19 protein-coding genes are annotated in these 17458 nt (G+C 31.1%); 12 read left to right on the forward strand and 7 right to left on the reverse strand.

Annotation, left to right across the window (positions count from 1 at the left end; genetic code table 11):
* Both tnpC and ES044_RS06425 read left to right on the forward strand, forming a co-directional pair.
* On the forward strand, positions 1 to 632 hold a 632-nt coding region (tnpC, locus tag ES044_RS06420), incomplete at its 5' end, for an IS66 family transposase (protein WP_147186956.1).
* A gap of 229 nt (positions 633 to 861) precedes the next feature.
* Positions 862 to 1242, forward strand: coding sequence for a hypothetical protein (locus tag ES044_RS06425; protein WP_147118509.1), 381 nt, complete (start codon positions 862 to 864; stop codon positions 1240 to 1242).
* Positions 1243 to 1354: 112 nt separating this feature from the next.
* Here the strand turns inward: ES044_RS06425 and ES044_RS06430 are convergent, their stop codons facing one another.
* Entirely contained in the window at positions 1355 to 3538 is a 2184-nt protein-coding gene (locus ES044_RS06430; RefSeq protein WP_147186958.1) for a RecQ family ATP-dependent DNA helicase, read from the reverse strand.
* A gap of 136 nt (positions 3539 to 3674) precedes the next feature.
* Between ES044_RS06430 and ES044_RS06435 the strand changes: the two genes are divergently transcribed.
* From ES044_RS06435 to lptB, 4 genes are all read left to right on the forward strand, one after another.
* A complete protein-coding gene (locus ES044_RS06435; protein ID WP_147118511.1) occupies positions 3675 to 4643 on the forward strand; it encodes an SIS domain-containing protein in 969 nt (322 codons plus the stop codon).
* On the forward strand, positions 4643 to 5464 hold the full coding sequence (tatC, locus tag ES044_RS06440) for a twin-arginine translocase subunit TatC (RefSeq protein WP_147118512.1): 822 nt from the start codon (positions 4643 to 4645) through the stop codon (positions 5462 to 5464). The genes ES044_RS06435 and tatC overlap by 1 nt, the downstream gene beginning before the upstream one ends.
* Positions 5448 to 5795: a carboxymuconolactone decarboxylase family protein gene (locus ES044_RS06445; protein ID WP_147118513.1), complete on the forward strand. Its 348-nt coding sequence runs from the start codon at positions 5448 to 5450 to the stop codon at positions 5793 to 5795. Before tatC ends, ES044_RS06445 begins: the two co-directional genes overlap by 17 nt.
* 141 nt (positions 5796 to 5936) lie before the next feature.
* Entirely contained in the window at positions 5937 to 6677 is a 741-nt protein-coding gene (gene lptB / locus ES044_RS06450; RefSeq protein ID WP_147118514.1) for an LPS export ABC transporter ATP-binding protein, read from the forward strand.
* Positions 6678 to 6826: 149 nt separating this feature from the next.
* Here lptB and ES044_RS18480 read toward each other — a convergent pair whose 3' ends face one another.
* From ES044_RS18480 to ES044_RS06460, 3 genes are all read right to left on the reverse strand, one after another.
* Entirely contained in the window at positions 6827 to 6973 is a 147-nt protein-coding gene (locus ES044_RS18480; RefSeq protein ID WP_189663208.1) for a hypothetical protein, read from the reverse strand.
* 281 nt (positions 6974 to 7254) lie between these two features.
* Entirely contained in the window at positions 7255 to 8457 is a 1203-nt protein-coding gene (locus ES044_RS06455) for a GAF domain-containing sensor histidine kinase (protein ID WP_147186959.1), read from the reverse strand.
* Between the two features lie 5 nt (positions 8458 to 8462).
* Positions 8463 to 9188, reverse strand: a complete 726-nt coding sequence (locus ES044_RS06460) for a CDP-alcohol phosphatidyltransferase family protein (RefSeq protein WP_147118516.1) — start codon at positions 9186 to 9188, stop codon at positions 8463 to 8465.
* A 90-nt stretch (positions 9189 to 9278) separates the two neighbouring features.
* Between ES044_RS06460 and ES044_RS06465 the strand changes: the two genes are divergently transcribed.
* From ES044_RS06465 to ES044_RS06485, 5 genes are all read left to right on the forward strand, one after another.
* Positions 9279 to 10262 (forward strand): YheT family hydrolase, encoded by a 984-nt coding sequence (locus ES044_RS06465; RefSeq protein ID WP_147118517.1) that lies wholly within the window; start codon positions 9279 to 9281, stop codon positions 10260 to 10262.
* Between the two features lie 72 nt (positions 10263 to 10334).
* Entirely contained in the window at positions 10335 to 11405 is a 1071-nt protein-coding gene (locus ES044_RS06470; RefSeq protein ID WP_189663209.1) for a PorV/PorQ family protein, read from the forward strand.
* Positions 11406 to 11410: 5 nt separating this feature from the next.
* Positions 11411 to 12583, forward strand: a complete 1173-nt coding sequence (locus ES044_RS06475; RefSeq protein WP_147118519.1) for a DUF4105 domain-containing protein — start codon at positions 11411 to 11413, stop codon at positions 12581 to 12583.
* Between the two features lie 411 nt (positions 12584 to 12994).
* Positions 12995 to 14677 carry a glutamate formimidoyltransferase gene (ftcD, locus tag ES044_RS06480; RefSeq protein WP_147118520.1) on the forward strand — a complete coding sequence of 561 codons (1683 nt, stop codon included), beginning with the start codon at positions 12995 to 12997 and terminating at the stop codon, positions 14675 to 14677.
* Positions 14678 to 14789: 112 nt separating this feature from the next.
* Positions 14790 to 15257, forward strand: a complete 468-nt coding sequence (locus ES044_RS06485; RefSeq protein WP_147118521.1) for a GNAT family N-acetyltransferase — start codon at positions 14790 to 14792, stop codon at positions 15255 to 15257.
* A 184-nt stretch (positions 15258 to 15441) separates the two neighbouring features.
* On the opposite strand, the gene aroQ (ES044_RS06490) is transcribed toward ES044_RS06485, so the two are convergent.
* Together aroQ (ES044_RS06490) and ES044_RS06495 are read right to left on the reverse strand one after the other, a co-directional pair.
* Complete coding sequence (gene aroQ / locus ES044_RS06490) at positions 15442 to 15855, reverse strand: type II 3-dehydroquinate dehydratase (protein ID WP_147118522.1); 414 nt, start codon at positions 15853 to 15855, stop codon at positions 15442 to 15444.
* Between the two features lie 82 nt (positions 15856 to 15937).
* Complete coding sequence (locus tag ES044_RS06495) at positions 15938 to 16555, reverse strand: porin family protein (RefSeq protein WP_147118523.1); 618 nt, start codon at positions 16553 to 16555, stop codon at positions 15938 to 15940.
* 185 nt (positions 16556 to 16740) lie between these two features.
* Here ES044_RS06495 and ES044_RS18835 point away from each other — a divergent pair, with 185 nt between their 5' ends.
* A complete protein-coding gene (locus ES044_RS18835) occupies positions 16741 to 17037 on the forward strand; it encodes a site-specific integrase (protein ID WP_262712430.1) in 297 nt (98 codons plus the stop codon).
* Here the strand turns inward: ES044_RS18835 and aroQ (ES044_RS06505) are convergent.
* The gene (aroQ, locus tag ES044_RS06505) at positions 16999 to 17412 is read right to left on the reverse strand and encodes a type II 3-dehydroquinate dehydratase (RefSeq protein ID WP_147118524.1); all 414 of its coding nucleotides are present in this window, start codon (positions 17410 to 17412) and stop codon (positions 16999 to 17001) included. The genes ES044_RS18835 and aroQ (ES044_RS06505) overlap by 39 nt on opposite strands.
* Positions 17413 to 17458: the final 46 nt, after the last annotated feature.

Here is a 17458-nt window from a genome sequence, read left to right on the forward strand (position 1 = left end):
AAAACTTTACCGGAACATTACAGTCTGATGGCTATAAAGCCTATCACAATTTAACAACTAAAGGAACTATTTCTCTTTTAGGTTGCATGGCGCATGCTAGGCGATATTTTGAGAAGGCATTAGATAATGACCCTAGAAGAGCAGATCACATACTGCTGCTCATTCAAAAATTATATAGAATAGAAAGAGTCTTAAAAGAAAGAGAAGCGTCTGTTGCTGTAATCAAGAGATTTAGAATGCGCTATGCATTGCCAATTTTAAATGAATTAGAACTGTATTTGATTGCTCAAAAAGAGAATGTATTGCCAAAAAGTTCAATAGGGATCGCCATAAGATATACCTTAAATATTTACCAGAATCTAAAATACTATATAAATGACGGGAGGTATGAAATTGACAACAATAACATTGAAAATGCGATTAGACCTTTAGCGATAGGTAGAAAAAACTACCTCTTTGCTGGAAGTCATGAATCTGCACAAAACATTGCAATGTTTTACTCCTTTTTTGCAACTTGTAAAACCTTAAACATAAATCCATATCATTGGTTAACTGATGTCATTGATCGAATCCCGGAATATAAAGCAAATAAACTAGCTGAATTGTTACCTCAAAATTGGAGTAAAAGATAGTTGTACATTACAGAACGCTTACCCTTTTAAAGGCTCTGGAGACAATAAAACAAAAGCCGTAAGAAATGGTGTTTCTAATATTAAAACGAATGATAAAAAGTTTCAACAATTTTTAAATAATGTAAAAAGCAAAGTAACTACCTATTATCAAAACAACTGTAATTTATATCTTACGGAAGCAGATAAATTAAATTCAAGTAAACAATATGAACAAGCACTTTTAAAGTTAATGGCTATTCCTGCTGGGGTCACAAGCTGTAATACGCAAATAAATGCAAGAATCGTACAATATTACACCAACTATTCTAACAGTATTTGTGATCAAAAAATAATAACGGCTAATGGATATTTCAGTGAAAAAGAATATGCTAAATCTTTAGAAATTTTAAGAACCGTTAATCCCGAATCTAAATGTAAAAGTGCTTCCTTAAGTTTGATGAAAAAAATTGAAGAAAAAATAGAAAAAGCAGATAAGCAATTATTAGAAATCACTAAAAAAATATACAGCGATCAGGTTGCTATAAAAAAAGCTAGATTAAAAAATATAAAAGATATTACACTTGCGTACTATAAAAACCAACCCGACACTAATATTCATATTATCAGGTAATTTTATTTCTGATGAATTATTACATTAAAAATAACAAATAAAGTATTCATTTTTAGTTCAGTTTCGTTTTTTATTTGAAAGATGACTATACATTATCAATAGTCATCTTTTTTTAATTTCCTACTTCATTAAAAAACTTAATACGCATTAAACGCAATTCATCTTCGTCATAATCACCATCAAATTCGTTTAAAGCCTCCTCTATATCGTCTGTTTCAGCTTCCATAAAATACTCATAAATTTCTTCTTGCTGTTCTTCATCTAACAAATCATCTATTGCATAATCAATATTTAGCTTTGTTCCAGAAAAAATAATCACCTCCATTTCCTTTATCAACTCTTTCATTTCTAATCCTTTCGATTTAGAAATATCTTCTAAAGGTAATTTTTTATCAGTATTCTGAATAACAAATAGTTTTAAACCAGAATTGACACCAGTACTTTTTACAATTAAATCATCGGGTCTTAAAACGTCGTTTTCATCTACATACTCTGAAATTAATTTTACAAAATCTTTTCCAAATTTTCTTGCTTTCCCCTCTCCAACTCCATGTACGGTTGCAAGTTCAGCCAATGTGATGGGATATTTTAAAGCCATATCCTCTAAAGATGGATCTTGAAAAATAGCAAATGGAGGAATCCCCTGTTTGATGGCTACTTTTTTACGCAAACTTTTTAAGATTTTAACTAACCTTTCATCCGCTACTCCTGCTGAAGTTTTCGCATTTGTAATAATTGCATTGTCATTCTCTGCATTGTAAGAATGATCTTCTGTCATCATAAAAGAAGTAGGATTTTGAATATAATTTTCTCCTTCTTTCGTCAGTTTCACAACACCATATTGTTCTATTTCCTTTTTGATAAAATGTACCACTAAAACCTGACGAATTAACGCCATCCAATACGGTGCAAATCTATCTTTACCAATACCAAAATACGGTTGTAAATGTGTTTTATGTGATGTTAATAAAGCATTTTCTTTCCCTATTATTGTGTTTACAACATCTTTAGATTTATATTTTTGTAATGTTTCTTTTACAACTTTTAAAAGTTTCACAACATTATCTTTTGCTTCGTGTTTTTTCTTCGGATTTCTAGAGTTGTCATCCATATCTGCACCATCACCATTGATTGCGTCAAAGTCCTCACCAAAATAATGCAACAAATATTTACGCCTGTTCATAGAAGTTTCTGCATAACCAACAACTTCTTGCAACAAAGCATGCCCAATTTCTTGCTCTGCAACGGGCTTACTTGCCATAAATTTTTCTAACTTTTCGATGTCTTTGTACGCATAAAAAGCCAAACAATAACCTTCACCATCATCTCGGCCCGCTCTACCCGTTTCTTGGTAATAGCTCTCTAAACTTTTAGGAATATCATGATGAATTACAAAACGCACATCGGGCTTGTCAATTCCCATTCCAAAAGCAATCGTTGCCACAACAACATCACAATCTTCCATCAAAAACATATCTTGATGTCTTACTCTTGTTTTGGCATCTAAACCGGCATGATAAGGAACTGCTTTTATGCCATTTACCTGCAAAATTTGTGCAACTTCTTCTACCTTTTTACGACTTAAACAATAAATAATACCAGATTTACCTTCTCTTTGCTTAACAAAACGGATAATATCTTTATCTACCTCTTTGGTTTTAGGTCTTACCTCATAAAATAAGTTAGCTCTATTAAAAGAGGCTTTAAACCTATTTGCATCGGTAATTCCTAAAGTTTTTAAAATGTCTTCTTGCACCTTTTCTGTGGCTGTAGCTGTTAAACAAATTACAGGCACGCTGTCTATAGCGCTAATAATGTGTTTTAGATTCCTATATTCTGGTCTAAAATCGTGTCCCCATTCAGAAATACAATGCGCTTCATCAATCGCCACAAAAGATATTTTTTGTGTTCTTAAAAATGTAACATATTCTTCTTTGATTAATGATTCTGGCGCAACATATAACAGCTTTGTAATACCACTTGCAATATCTGCTTTTACCTGCGCTACGTCCGTTTTATTTAAAGACGAATTTAAAACATGTGCAACGCCATGTTGTTCAGAAATACCTCTTATGGCATCGACTTGATTTTTCATCAAGGCAATTAAGGGCGAAACCACAATTGCAGTTCCTTCTGCCATTAAAGCTGGCAGCTGATAACACAAAGATTTACCACCACCTGTAGGCATAATCACAAAAGTATTATGATTATTTACAATGCTTGTTATAACTTCTTCCTGTAATCCTTTAAACTTATTAAACCCAAAAAATTTCTTAAGGGGACTATGTAAATCCATTCAATATTAGTTTTGTTGAAATTAAAAGACAAACCTTTAATTATATTATTTGTGCAAACTTATTTTTGTAGTAACTTTGTCTTGTAAACATATCTAAAGATATAACTTTTTTTTATTCTGATAAAATACAAAAGACTTGAAAAATCAATCTTCAATTATTGCAAATGCAAAAAAAACTATTTTAGCAGAAAGTAAAGCTATCGCTAATTTAGCAAATTTAATTAATGTAGATTTTGAAAATGCCATTAAATATATATATAATTTTAAAGGCAGAATAATTGTTACAGGTATTGGTAAAAGTGCCAATATAGCTACAAAAATTGTAGCCACTTTTAACTCTACAGGCTCGCCTGCTGTTTTTATGCATGCAGCAGATGCTATTCATGGAGACTTAGGCAATGTTTTAGAAGACGATGTTGTTATTTGTATTTCTAAAAGTGGGAATACACCAGAAATAAAAGTGCTGGTGCCTCTAATTAAAAACTACGGAAATAAAATAATCGCTATTACGGGTAATGTAGATTCTTTTTTAGGTAAAAATGCCGATTTTACCTTAAATACTTTTGTAGAAAAAGAAGCTTGTCCTAATAATTTAGCACCAACAACAAGCACCACCGCACAATTGGTAATGGGTGATGCTTTGGCAGTTTGCTTATTAGAATTAAAGGGTTTTACGAGCAAAGATTTTGCAAAATACCACCCAGGTGGTGCTCTAGGGAAACGCTTGTATTTGCGGGTTTCTGATCTAATAGAGCAAAATGAATTGCCTCAAGTTAATGATAATGACTCTATTGCAAAAGTAATTATAGAGATTTCAGAAAAACGTTTAGGGGTTACAGCTGTTATAAAAGACCATAAAGTTATTGGCATCATTACCGATGGTGATATTAGAAGGATGTTGAGTAAATCTACAAAAATAGATGATTTTGTTGCCAAAGATATCATGGGTAAAAACCCAAAAACAATTCATAAAGACGCAATGGCAATTGAAGCTTTAGAAACTTTAGAAAATAATAGTATTACTCAAATTATAGCTGTAGATGATGACGATAATTATGCAGGAGTTGTACATTTACATGATTTAATTAAAGAAGGTATTTTTTAATGGCAGAACAACAGAAAGAAATGTCTTTTTTAGGGCATTTAGAAGAATTAAGATGGCATTTAGTAAGAAGCGCTTCAGCAATTTTTATTTTTGCTATTATCTTTTTTATTTTTGCAGAGCAAGTGTATGACCACTTTCTACTAGCGCATTTAAAACCAGATTTTTTTACCTACAGGTTATTTTGTGATTTCTTCAGTTTATTCGGAGTGGAGAGTGATTTTTGCAGTGTTAATTTTGCCGAAAAAAAGTTACAGAGTATTAAAGTTACCTCGCAATTAATGAACTCCATATGGTCTTCATTTATTTTGGGTGTGATCGTTTCTTTTCCTTACCTACTTTGGGAAGTTTGGCGTTTTGTTTCACCAGGTTTAACCAAAAATGAAATAAAAAGATCTAGAGGGTTTATATTTATTGCTTCCTTTCTCTTTTTTCTTGGTGTTTTATTTAGTTTTTATGTAATTGCACCCATATCTATTAACTTTTTATATAATTATCAAATTACAGATTCTATTGAAAATAGTTTTACGCTAGAATCTCATATAGGTTTAGTTACCAATATGTTATTAGGTGTTTCTATTTTATTTGAATTACCCGTATTAATTTATTTCTTAACAAAAATCGGACTGATTACACCAGAGTTTTTAAAGAAATACAGAAAACATGCTTTGGTTGTTGTGCTAATTGTTGCGGCAATTATTACACCTCCCGATGTTGCTAGTCAAGTTATTGTTGCAATTCCTATCTTATTTTTATATGAAATAGGGATTATAGTTTCACGAAGAGTTATTAAAAATCAAGAAAAAAATGCCAAAAAAGGTTAAAGAATTTAATGCGTATCGTCAGAAAATGAACGATAAAATTTTAGCTGCTGATAACAAAGTTATCAAACGTATTTTTAATTTAGATACAAATACTTTTAAAGAAGATCATCTTCCTGTAAAAACAAAAGAATTGCTTGGTTTGGTTGCATCTGCTGTTTTAAGGTGTGATGATTGTATTGCCTATCATTTAGAAACGGCATATAAAATAGGAGTTACTAAAGAAGAAATGATGGAAACCATGTCTATTGCAACTTTGGTTGGTGGCACTATTGTAATTCCTCATTTAAGAAGAGCTCTTGAATTTTGGGAAGCTCTTGAAAGCGAGGTTTAATTGTTTATTTGTTAACGTGTACTTGTTTGTGAAGGTTTTAAGAATATTGTAAAACTAGATTAAATACTTTTACACACTAAAATAATTTTGCGTTTTACAGGTACACATTTAAACAATTCAATATTTACACAGATATAAAATATGGTTTTAAGAGCAGAAAATATTCAAAAAATTTATGGTTCTAGAAAAGTTGTAAAAGGCATTTCTTTAGAGGTAAAACAGGGTGAAATCATCGGTCTTTTAGGTCCGAATGGCGCCGGAAAAACCACCTCTTTTTATATGATTGTAGGTATGGTAAAACCAAACAATGGTCATATTTATTTAAATGAGAAAGAAATAACCAAAGACCCTATGTACAAACGTGCTCAAAAAGGAATTGGCTATTTAGCACAAGAAGCTTCTGTTTTTAGAAAATTATCTGTAGAAGACAACATTCTGTCTGTTTTACAATTCACAGATTTATCAAAAAAAGCACAAAAAATTAAGTTAGAGTCTTTAATTGAAGAGTTTAATATTGGGCACGTGCGTAAAAATAGAGGCGATTTACTTTCTGGAGGCGAAAGGCGAAGAACAGAAATTGCTCGTTGTTTAGCTTCTGATCCCAGTTTTATTTTATTAGATGAGCCTTTTGCAGGTGTAGATCCTATTGCTGTAGAAGATATTCAAGGTATTGTTGCCCAATTAAAAAACAAAAATATTGGTATCTTAATTACCGATCATGATGTACAGGCAACTTTAGCGATTACAGATAAAACGTATTTAATGTATAATGGTAGTATTTTAAAAGAAGGTACACCAGAAGAATTAGCTGCGGATGAAATGGTGCGCAAAGTATATTTAGGCAAGGATTTTGAACTAAAAAAGAAGAAAACTTTTCAATAGCCTGTTGCGTATCGTTCGTTGCGTGTGCATGTAACTAAATTAATAATCAAATACGATCTAGAGAAAATTCTGCAGAAATTTTTGAGAGAATACTTATTAAAGCAGCTAATTATAAACTGTATTACCTGTTGGCTTATATTCTTTCGTTTTTATTTTCTTTTTTTAGTCAAAGCCTTCACCCAATAGGTAATAATAACATCATACCCGCCAGATATAGCTCTTTCATCTTCATTTAGTTCTACAAGCCAAGTTGCAATTTTATTTCCGTTTTCATTCCATTCTTTTATTTGATCCAAAGATTCCGATTTCGTTCCGAATTGATGAGCACTGTTCCAGTAACAAAAATCGCTTTCTTATAAATAAGTCAAAACTTTTCTGCTGCGCGTCATTCATAGAAACATTCAGAAATTTAGATTCCGCTTGCATAAGTTTCGGGTTCGTGTCAATTCCACATTTAGCGAGCTTTTGTCCAATTATGTTTAATGAAACCAACAGTATTATTGCAATTACAATTTTTTTCATAAGTTCAATTTCTAGTTTGCAAGCAACCGTATGAGAAATAATATTTTGTACTACTTTACGTATGTTTTATAGAAAAATGAAAAGAAACACCTTTTTTACGGTCTTCTCTATCTTTTACATAAATTGTGCCTCCTAATCTTTTAATAATTGACTCTACCGTGGCTAAACCTATACCTGTATTCTCGTTATTACTATTTTCTAGAGTCTCGAACATTAAGAAAATTCTTTTCCAATATTTTTCTTCAATACCAGGACCGTTATCTTTGTAAATGAAATGAAAATGTGTTTTATCCTTTTTAAAATCTACTTGAATATTTACTTTATCTTCATTAGAAAACTTTCTAGAATTAGAAATTAAATTCTGAAAAACTTGAACCATCCCTATTTTAGAACTCTTAATATTGATATCTAAATCATTAGAAATCAATACTATTTTATTCTCAAAATCTATATTACTTAAAATACTCTCTAAAATTGCTTTTACATTGAACTCCTCAAAAACGATATGTTCTGCATTTACACGAGTATATTCTAAAATATCATCAACCAAACGACTCATATAAATCATTCGATTAGAAATTAAATTCACGTACTCTTCTGCCTCGGTATCTTTAAATAATTTTATGTGATCTTCTTTTAAAACATCAACCAAAAAATTAACACCGCTAATAGGCGATTTTAAATCATGTGTTAACCGATATGCAAAATTATTTAATTGTTCGTTTAACTTTGTTGCCTTTTTATTAGATTCAAGTAGTTCGTAATTCTTTTTTCTTAACTCTAATAAAGTGACTACTTGTTTTGCTAATAGTTTTAAAGAATCTTTCTGACTTTGATTCAATTCTCTTGGCTTATTATCGATAACACACAAAGTCCCTAAAGGAAACCCCTCGGAGGTATTTAAGGGAGCTCCTGCATAAAAAACGACGTTAGGGCTGCCTGTAGTTAAAGGATTATCAAAAAAACGTTCGTCTTTTGTAGCATCATTAACAATAAATAACTCCTCTGGGTTTAAAATGCTATGGGCACAAAAAGCAAAATCTCTTGATGTTTCTTTGGCATCTAATCCGTGTTTAGCTTTAAACCATTGTCTGTCTTTATCAATTAAAGAAACCAGTGCAATGGGAGAATTACAAATACTAGAAGCTATTTTAGCAATAGCGTCATAATCTTCTTCAGGTAGTGAGTCTAAAATATTATAAGTACTTAAAACTCGTAACCTTTCTTCTTCATTCTCTGGAATGTTTGCTGTAATCATAAATTCTAAATCTTGGGGGTTAAATTTTTTAAGACGGACAAAACTACATATAATATTATAATTATAGGAACGGATAAATAATTAAATATAAAAATTAATAGTAGAGAAGCGATCAAGAACATATAAATAATCCAATTTTTTTGAATAGAATAGTCTTTAAACTTCATAGAAAAAAGCGGAATTTCCGCATTCATGATATACGTTAAAAGTAGTGTGATGATTATTAAAAAATAATTATTGCTAATTAAATATTGCACAAATTCTATATCAGAATATTCTTGTATTAAGGGCAAAGAAATTACAAATAAACTCATGGCAGGCGTTGGCAAACCAATAAAGGAATCAGATTGTCTTGTATCTAAATTAAATTTAGCCAATCGATAACAAGCACCTAAAGTTAGTAAAAGACCAACTAATGAAATGCCTAAAAAAGAATCGTCAAAAGGATTCAGCTCATCAAACAAATTATTTTGAATCATTTTAGCCATAATAACTCCAGGTACAACACCACTTGTAACCATATCTGCCAAAGAATCTAATTGTGTACCAAGCTCTCCAGAAACTTTTAACAAACGTGCTACAAAGCCATCTAAAAAATCAAATAAAATGCCAACAACTACAAACAATCCTGCGGTTTTAAAATCGCCTTCAACGGCATAAACAGTTGCCACTGTTCCGCAAAAAAGATTACCCAAGGTTAATAAATTAGGAATGTGCTTTTTAATATTCATAAAACTGATTTTTAGCTAAAATAGCAAAATGAAATTTCTTAATTTTCTAAATGAATAAATATTTATCATATTTGTAAAAAAAATAAAGCTATGCCCATATTTAAATCTAATTTCTTACCGACGATACCTTTTAAAAATGGTCATTTTAATACCATGTATAGACCGCTTTTTATGAAAGACAAAGCTACCTATATAAGAGAAAGAATTACAACCTGGGATCACGATTTTATCGATTTAGATTTTTCTTTTAAAGGTTCAGAAACCCTCGTATTATTGATTCATGGTTTAGAGGGTAGTTCTGAATCTAAATATATGGCAGCGGCAACAAATCATTTAAATCATAAAGGAATCGATACAGTTTGTTTTAATTTAAGAGGTTGCAGTGGCGAGGATAATTTGTTGCTGGCAACCTATCATACGGGTAAAACAGAAGATGTAGATTTTGTTGTAAAACATCTTTTAAAAAATTATTCATACAATAATATTGTGCTTGTTGGTTTTAGTTTGGGCGGAAATTTAACATTAAAATATTTAGGTGAACAAGGTTCTCAATTATCTCCAATCATTAAAGGCGGCATTGCCACTTCTGTACCCATAGATATTGCGAGTGCAGAATTTGAAATGGATAAACTAAAAAACAAATTGTATATGGAAATATTTTTTAAAACCATGAAAAACAAAATTTTAGAAAAAGCACATAAGTTTCCTGAATATCAATTAAATAAAGACAAGTTATTTAAAGCTACTAAATTTAAACATTTAGAACACTTATATAATGTTCCTGTTTTTGGTTTTGATAGCCCAGAAGATTACTGGGAAAAAGCGAGTTCTAAACCCTATTTGTCAAAAATTATGCGTCCTACTTTACTCATTAATGCTAAAGACGATACTTTTTTGTCTCACAAATGCTTTCCGTATGAAGAAGCTGAAAATTCTGAATTTTTCTTTTTTGAAGAAACAAAATTCGGGGGTCATGTTGGCTTTATGACCTCTTTTAAACCACATGAAAACAAATGGTTAGAACATAGAATTACCCGTTTTATAAAAGAAAACATAGCAATTGATATTGCCTAAACAATATCTATAAAAAACAAGAGTTATTTTAGTAGGTTTTTAGATATTTGTTATTCATAAATTTTGCAACTATTGAAATATAGAATTTTACTTCTCTTATTCATTTTCCCATTGTTTTTAACTGCGCAAGCGTTTAGAAATTACTCGAATGAATTTTTAAATATTGGGGTAGATGCCGCCGCTTTAGGAATGAGTAAAGCCGTTGTAGCAACCACCAATAATGTAAATGCAATTTACTGGAATCCTGCGGGTTTAGTCGGCATCAAAGATTATCAAGGATCTTTAATGCATGCATCTTATTTTGCAGGCATTGCCAATTATAACCATGCTGCATTTGCCATGCCCATTGATGATCAGAGTGCTCTTGGTATTTCTATAATTCGTTTTGGGGTCGATGATATTCTAAATACCACAGAACTTATCGACAACGACGGAAACATCGATTTTAATAGAATTAGCCTTTTTTCTGCTGCAGATTATGCCTTTAATGTGGCTTATGCAAGAAATTTAATTTTTAAAGATCTTAAGTTTGGTGTAAATGCTAAAATTGTAAGAAGAATTATTGGTCAGTTTGCCTCCTCCTGGGGATTTGGTTTTGACGCAGGCATTCAGTTTGAAAGAAATAACTGGAAATTTGGATTGATGGCCAGAGATATTACCACAACCTTTAATAGTTGGGCAATTAACGAAGAAGAATTCAACAAAATTAGAGACGCCATTCCTGGTCAAAATCAAGAATTACCAGAAACCACAGAACTTACCAAACCAAAAATACAGGTAGGTGTTGCAAGAGATTTTAGAATTGGGCGTTTTTTTAACTTACAGACAGAAGTAGATTTAAACATTCGTTTTGAGCAAAGCAATGATGTTTTTTCGTCAGAATTGGGTAGTATAGATCCGGCAATTGGTTTTCAATTAGATTATGATCAGTTGGTTTATTTGCGATTAGGCGTTGGTAATTTTCAATACATCACCGAGTTTGATGATTCTCAATCGCTCTCTACACAGCCAAATTTTGGACTTGGTTTTAACTACAAAGGCATCCGTATAGATTATGCCTTAACCAATATTGGTAGTGTTGGTAATGCTTTATTTTCTAATATTTTTTCGATAACTTTCGATTATAGTTTCTTTAGACCTTAATTTTTATGCACAAAAAATACGTATTTCTCCTCTTTTTTTTATTGTTGATAAAACCCATACAAGCACAAATGCAACTTTCTGTATATTCAGAAATTAGCATTGTAACTGTAGGCCCAGGAACGGAATTATATGAGGCTTTTGGGCACGCCGCTATTCGGGTTAAAGATCCTGTTTTAAAGTTAGATTTGATTTATAATTATGGGATGTTCGATTTTAACCAACCTAATTTTTATACAAATTTCGCAAAAGGAAATATGATTTACAGCCTTGCTAGATATGATTTTAAGTACTTTTTAGCAAGTTATAAAAGAGACAAACGATGGGTTAAACAGCAAGTTTTAAACTTAAATAAACAGCAAAAACAAAATTATTTTATATTTTTAGAAAACAATGCATTGCCAGAAAACAGAAATTATCAATATGATCCTTATTTCGATAATTGCGCAACCAAATTAAGAGATATTACAAGGTTCATTTTAGCAGAAGATACTATAATTTTTAATGATAAAAACATTAGCAAAGAATTAACCTTAAGAGATTTAACAAACAAAGAAATCCATTGGAATACATGGGGTAGTTTTGGATTAAATTTAATTGCTGGCACAAAATTAGATAAAAAAGCTACGACAGAACAGTATATGTATTTACCTGATTATGTCTATGCAATATTTAAAGATAGCCATATAAATACAGAAGACACCTTTAAAACTTTAGTAAAAAGAGAAGATGTTTTATTAGACTTTAATGAGATAGAGCAACAGATTTCTTTCTTAAATCCGCTTTTAATTTTTAGCATACTTTGCCTTTTAACGCTGTATACAACGTACAAAGATTTCAAAAATAATAGAAGAAGTCGCTATTTAGATTTTACGCTACTTTTTATTACGGGCTTAATAGGAGTGTTATTACTATTTCTTTGGTTTTTCTCTACCCACTCTACCGCACCAAACAACTTTAATATTTTATGGGCATTTGCACCTAACCTTATCATTGCATTTTTAATCGTAAAAAAGCAACCACAAAAATGGGTGATAAATTACACTAGGCTTCTCTTACTTTTCATACTATTCATTCCATTTTTTTGGCTTTTGAAAGTTCAATCCTTTCCAATTTCAGTAATTCCTGTATTAATTTTGCTGGGTACTCGATATTTATTTTTATCAAAAAAACTTAATTAGCTAATTATCTTTTAGTTTATGATAATTTTTACAGCTTATATTTAATGAAATTTATATATTTGATTACAAGTGTCCACTAAAAATATTTTAGTTCCAAGTAACTTCACGAAAAACAAAATATTACACATAAATTGTTGAGTGTAGATTTGAGTTAGACATTTTAATTATGAATAGAATTGTACTATAAACTGTTCTTTTTGTAATTTACACGTTACTCAAATACAGTTCGTTGAGAAAGTCTTGTTTCACTGCATACGGCAGGCAGGCTGTGTCTTTTAGCGCGGCGGTTTTAAGTCTTTTTAATGGATACTAGTGCTATTTAATAAGAGTAGTCTGTACTTTAAAGCGCATGCTCATCAAACCTAAAATTGTATAAATTCTATTTTTTTTTAATCTAAAAACTCATCAACCATGAACAAACAACTTATAGAATGCGTTCCTAATATTAGTGAAGGTAGAGATCTCAACAAAATAAATACAATTGCAAATATTGTAAAAACGGTTGAAGGAGTAAAATTACTAGATGTAGATCCGGGAAAAGCAACAAACAGAACCGTAATTACCTTTGTTGGTGAACCAAAAAATGTGATTGAGGCAGCTTTTAGACTGATAAAAAAAGCGTCAGAACTCATCGATATGAGCAAGCAAACTGGCGAGCATCCTCGTTTCGGGGCAACAGATGTTTGTCCGTTAGTACCCATTGCTAATATTACTATGGAAGAAACAACAAAATACGCACATCAACTAGGTAAAAGAGTTGGCGATGAATTAGGTATTTCTGGTTATTTCTATGAAAATGCAGCAACCTCTGATAATCGTAAAAATTTGGCTACGGTTCGTTCAGGGGAATATGAAGGCTTAAAAGAAAAGTTATCTAACTCAAATTGGAAACCCGATTTTGGACCCACAGAATTTAATGAACGAATAAAAAATTCTGGAGTAACCGCAATTTCTGCACGTGATTTTTTAATTGCTTATAACGTAAATTTAAACTCGACATCTACCCGAAGAGCAAATGCAATCGCTTTTGACATCCGTGAAAACGGAAGAACAAAATTAGTTAATGGAAGACAAATAGTAGATAAAAACGGCGATCCAGAAAGAATTCCAGGTAAATTAAAAGCCGTAAAAGGAATTGGTTGGTTTATCGAAGAGTATGGCATTGCCCAAATTTCTTATAATTTAACCAACATCAGCATCACTTCTATGCACGAAGCTTTTTACGAAACAGCTTTAGCTGCCACAAAACGCGGATTGCGAGTAACAGGCTCTGAATTAGTTGGTTTAGTTCCTCTAAAAGCCATGTTAGATGCCGCAGATTTTTATCTAAAAAAACAAGAACGTTCTTTAGGAATCAGTGAAAGCGAAAAAATAAAAATTGCAATAAAATCTTTGGGTTTAGATGATTTAAAACCTTTTAATCCACAAGAAAGAATCATAGAATATGTTATGAATTCTGATACGAATAAAAAATTAATCGACTTTACAGTTAAAGATTTCGCCGACGAAACAGCATCAGAATCGATGGCTCCAGGAGGTGGGAGTATTGCTGCTTATGTGGGCGCTTTGGGTGTTTCTTTAGGAACTATGGTGGCCAATCTTTCTGCACACAAACCCGGTTGGGATGCTAAATGGAACTATTTTTCTGATTGGGCAATAAAAGGCCAACAGTATAAAAATGATTTATTGTTTTTAGTGGATGAAGACACCAATGCTTTTAATAAAATTATTGATGGTTTTAGATTACCAAAAACCAACCCAGAAGAAATAGAAATTAGAAAGCAGGCTATTGAAAATGCCACAAAATACGCAACAGAAATTCCTTTTAAAATCATGGAAACAGCACATAATTCTATCGAAGTAATGATAGAGATGATGAAAAACGGATTGCAAAATTCGCTTTCTGACGGTGGTGTTGGTGTTTTATGTGCAAAAACCGCTGTTACTGGCGCGTATTTTAATGTAAGAATCAATGCAAAAGACATTAAAGACAGCGCTTTTGCTGAAGAGATAGTCGCGAAAGCCGAGGCTATTTATCAAAAAACGATTGTTTTAGAAAATGAAATGATGCAAATTATTAATGAAAATATTTAATTTATGTAGGGCGTTACCACACAAAAAAAATGTGTGGTCAGGCTTTACATTATATCTTTTGCTCAAAAAAGCAAAAGGATGCCATTTCAATCCTTAACGCAGCTTATTTATTATGGATAATACAAAACTAGAAATTATAGCATATCAACCAGCTTATGCGAAAGATTTTTACGATTTAAATGTAGCTTGGCTACAAAAATATTTTTATGTAGAACCTTATGACGAAAAAGTTTTAAGCAATCCTAAAGCATATGTTCTAGATGTTGGTGGTTTTATATTTCTAGCAAAATATAATAGTGAAATCGTCGGAGTTATAGCGCTCATCAACCAAAAAACATTTTTTGAATTGAGTAAAATGGCCGTTTTACCAAAATACCAAGGACTAAAAATCGGACAACAATTAGTCAATTTCTGTATTAAATTTGCTAAAGAGAAAGAGTGGAAAAGCATTACTTTATACTCTCACAGGTCATTAGTGCCTGCCATTAATTTGTATAAAAAAATGGGGTTTAAAGAAGTTGAACTAGAAAAAGACGTTCATTATGAAAGGGCAAATATTAAGATGCTTTTAGAGTTATAGCTATTTATAACATCCTATTAGTATCCTGAAAGCATCCCGCAAGTATCCTGCAAGGTCTTTTTTTGACCTTGCAGGGTATTTCTTAATTCATTTCAAATACCGTCAAAGTTATGCTAATACTTAAGATTGTGCAGCAATAAACCTTCGCAGTAAAAAAATAAAAGATTCTGAAACAAGTTCAGAACTAGAGAAAACTCTGAATAGCCAATTCGTATCCTTTTAATCCAAATCCAAATAAAACACCTTTTGCATTAGGAGCAATATAACTATGCTTTCTAAATTCTTCACGTGCATGAATGTTAGAGATATGTACCTCTACAACGGGTGTATTGATTCCTTTTACCGCATCGGCAATACCCACAGAAGTATGTGTATATGCTGCTGCGTTTAAAACTATTCCGTCATAATCAAAACCAACTTCGTGTAATTTATCGATAATATCCCCTTCACTATTCGATTGAAAGCAAGACAATTCTATATTTTTAAATTGCAATTGTAAATCTCTAAAAAAATCTTCAAATGTTTTTGAACCATAGATTTCTGGTTCTCTTTTTCCGAGAAGATTAAGGTTTGGGTCGTTGATGATAATGATTTTCATGGTGTAAAGATGTTAAAAATTGAGCAAAAAATAAGGAAGCAAAAATGCTTCCTTATACTATTTTAAATGGTATTAACAATCTTTAAAATCTATAGCCTACAGATACTGAAAACACAGAGTTTTGCGCTTTCTCATCATCAGAATCCATATCTTCTGAATCAATAATATTTGACAAACCAAGGTTGTATCTTGCTCCTATAAATACATTTTCAACTATATCAAAAGAAGCTCCAAAGTTTAAACCAAAATCGATAGATTTAAAAGAATCTTTAACGTCAACCTCTACAGAAATTGATTCACCTTCAATATTACCCGTTGTTTCAGCATCAGCAGAAAGTAAAAAACCAATTTGAGGTCCGAACTCTAATGCAAACTTATCAGAAACTGCATACTTTAACATTAAAGGCACATTTAAATAATTAGCTTTAATTGTTTGTTCAAAACTATCAGAACCCTCGGAATCTTCACTTTTAGCACCTTGAGTAGAAAATAATAATTCTGGTTGAAAAGTAAATTTATCCGATAAACCAATTTCTACAAATGCGCCAATGTTAAAACCTATTTTAGTTTTTGCATCTTCTACATCTCCTGTAAAGTTAGAAAAATTCAAACCCGTTTTTGCTCCAAATTTTACATCTTGTGCATTTACATTACTTAAACTTAACAATGCAATTACAGCAATTAACAATACTTTTTTCATAATTTTTAATTTAATTTATAATAATTAGTTTATTAAAATCACTATTTGACATAACACATCCTTAACAATATTTATTATTACTAAAATGTAAAGTGGAATAAATAGCAATTTTAAATTTCAAGGCAAACATAAGTTATTTTTACAAAATAATAATGTTTTTTTTTTATATGAAATGGTAAAACGCAATTAGAGATTATCAATTGTATTTAAAAATAGAAAGAGGTTTATCTCAAAACACAATCGATAGTTATTATAGAGATTTAGAGAAACTCTTGCTTTTTTTAGAAGAACACGAAATAGACTCCTCTCCTATTAGTGTTGACAAAATTATAGGGTATTTCTTAATTCATTTCAAATACCGTCAAAGTTATGCTAATACTTACGATTGTGCAGTAATAAACCTTCGCAGTAAAAAAATAAAAGATTCTGAAACAAGTTCAGAACTAGAGAAAACTCTGAATAGCCAATTCGTATCCTTTTAATCCAAATCCAAATAAAACACCTTTTGCATTGGGAGCAATATAACTATGCTTTCTAAATTCTTCACGTGCATGAATGTTAGAGATATGTACCTCTACAACGGGCGTATTGATTCCTTTTACCGCATCACCAATACCCACAGAAGTATGCGTATACGCCGCAGCATTTAAAATAATACCGTCATAATCAAAACCAACTTCGTGTAATTTATCGATAATATCCCCTTCACTATTCGATTGAAAGCAAGACAATTCTATATTTTTAAATTGCAATTGTAAATCTCTAAAAAAATCTTCAAATGTTTTTGAACCATAGATTTCTGGTTCTCTTTTTCCGAGAAGATTAAGGTTTGGGCCGTTTATGATCATTAGTTTCATCACTTTATTTTTAAGATTTAAAAAGTAAATATTATTCTTTTTTTTA

It is taken from the genome of Polaribacter sp. IC066 (genome assembly GCF_007997085.1).
GTDB lineage: Bacteria > Bacteroidota > Bacteroidia > Flavobacteriales > Flavobacteriaceae > Polaribacter.

Coding starts and splice junctions, on each gene's coding strand:
- ES044_RS06460 (WP_147118516.1), bottom strand. CDS start 9,188: ATGAATATTAAAAAGCACATTCCTAATTTATTAACCTTGGGTAATCTT.
- ES044_RS06485 (WP_147118521.1), top strand. CDS start 14,790: ATGGATAATACAAAACTAGAAATTATAGCATATCAACCAGCTTATGCG.
- ES044_RS06475 (WP_147118519.1), top strand. CDS start 11,411: ATGCACAAAAAATACGTATTTCTCCTCTTTTTTTTATTGTTGATAAAA.
- aroQ (WP_147118522.1), bottom strand. CDS start 15,855: ATGAAAATCATTATCATCAACGACCCAAACCTTAATCTTCTCGGAAAA.
- tatC (WP_147118512.1), top strand. CDS start 4,643: ATGGCAGAACAACAGAAAGAAATGTCTTTTTTAGGGCATTTAGAAGAA.
- ftcD (WP_147118520.1), top strand. CDS start 12,995: ATGAACAAACAACTTATAGAATGCGTTCCTAATATTAGTGAAGGTAGA.
- ES044_RS06430 (WP_147186958.1), bottom strand. CDS start 3,538: ATGGATTTACATAGTCCCCTTAAGAAATTTTTTGGGTTTAATAAGTTT.
- lptB (WP_147118514.1), top strand. CDS start 5,937: ATGGTTTTAAGAGCAGAAAATATTCAAAAAATTTATGGTTCTAGAAAA.
- aroQ (WP_147118524.1), bottom strand. CDS start 17,412: ATGAAACTAATGATCATAAACGGCCCAAACCTTAATCTTCTCGGAAAA.
- ES044_RS06495 (WP_147118523.1), bottom strand. CDS start 16,555: ATGAAAAAAGTATTGTTAATTGCTGTAATTGCATTGTTAAGTTTAAGT.
- ES044_RS06425 (WP_147118509.1), top strand. CDS start 862: ATGGCTATTCCTGCTGGGGTCACAAGCTGTAATACGCAAATAAATGCA.
- ES044_RS06445 (WP_147118513.1), top strand. CDS start 5,448: ATGCCAAAAAAGGTTAAAGAATTTAATGCGTATCGTCAGAAAATGAAC.
- ES044_RS06455 (WP_147186959.1), bottom strand. CDS start 8,457: ATGATTACAGCAAACATTCCAGAGAATGAAGAAGAAAGGTTACGAGTT.
- ES044_RS06465 (WP_147118517.1), top strand. CDS start 9,279: ATGCCCATATTTAAATCTAATTTCTTACCGACGATACCTTTTAAAAAT.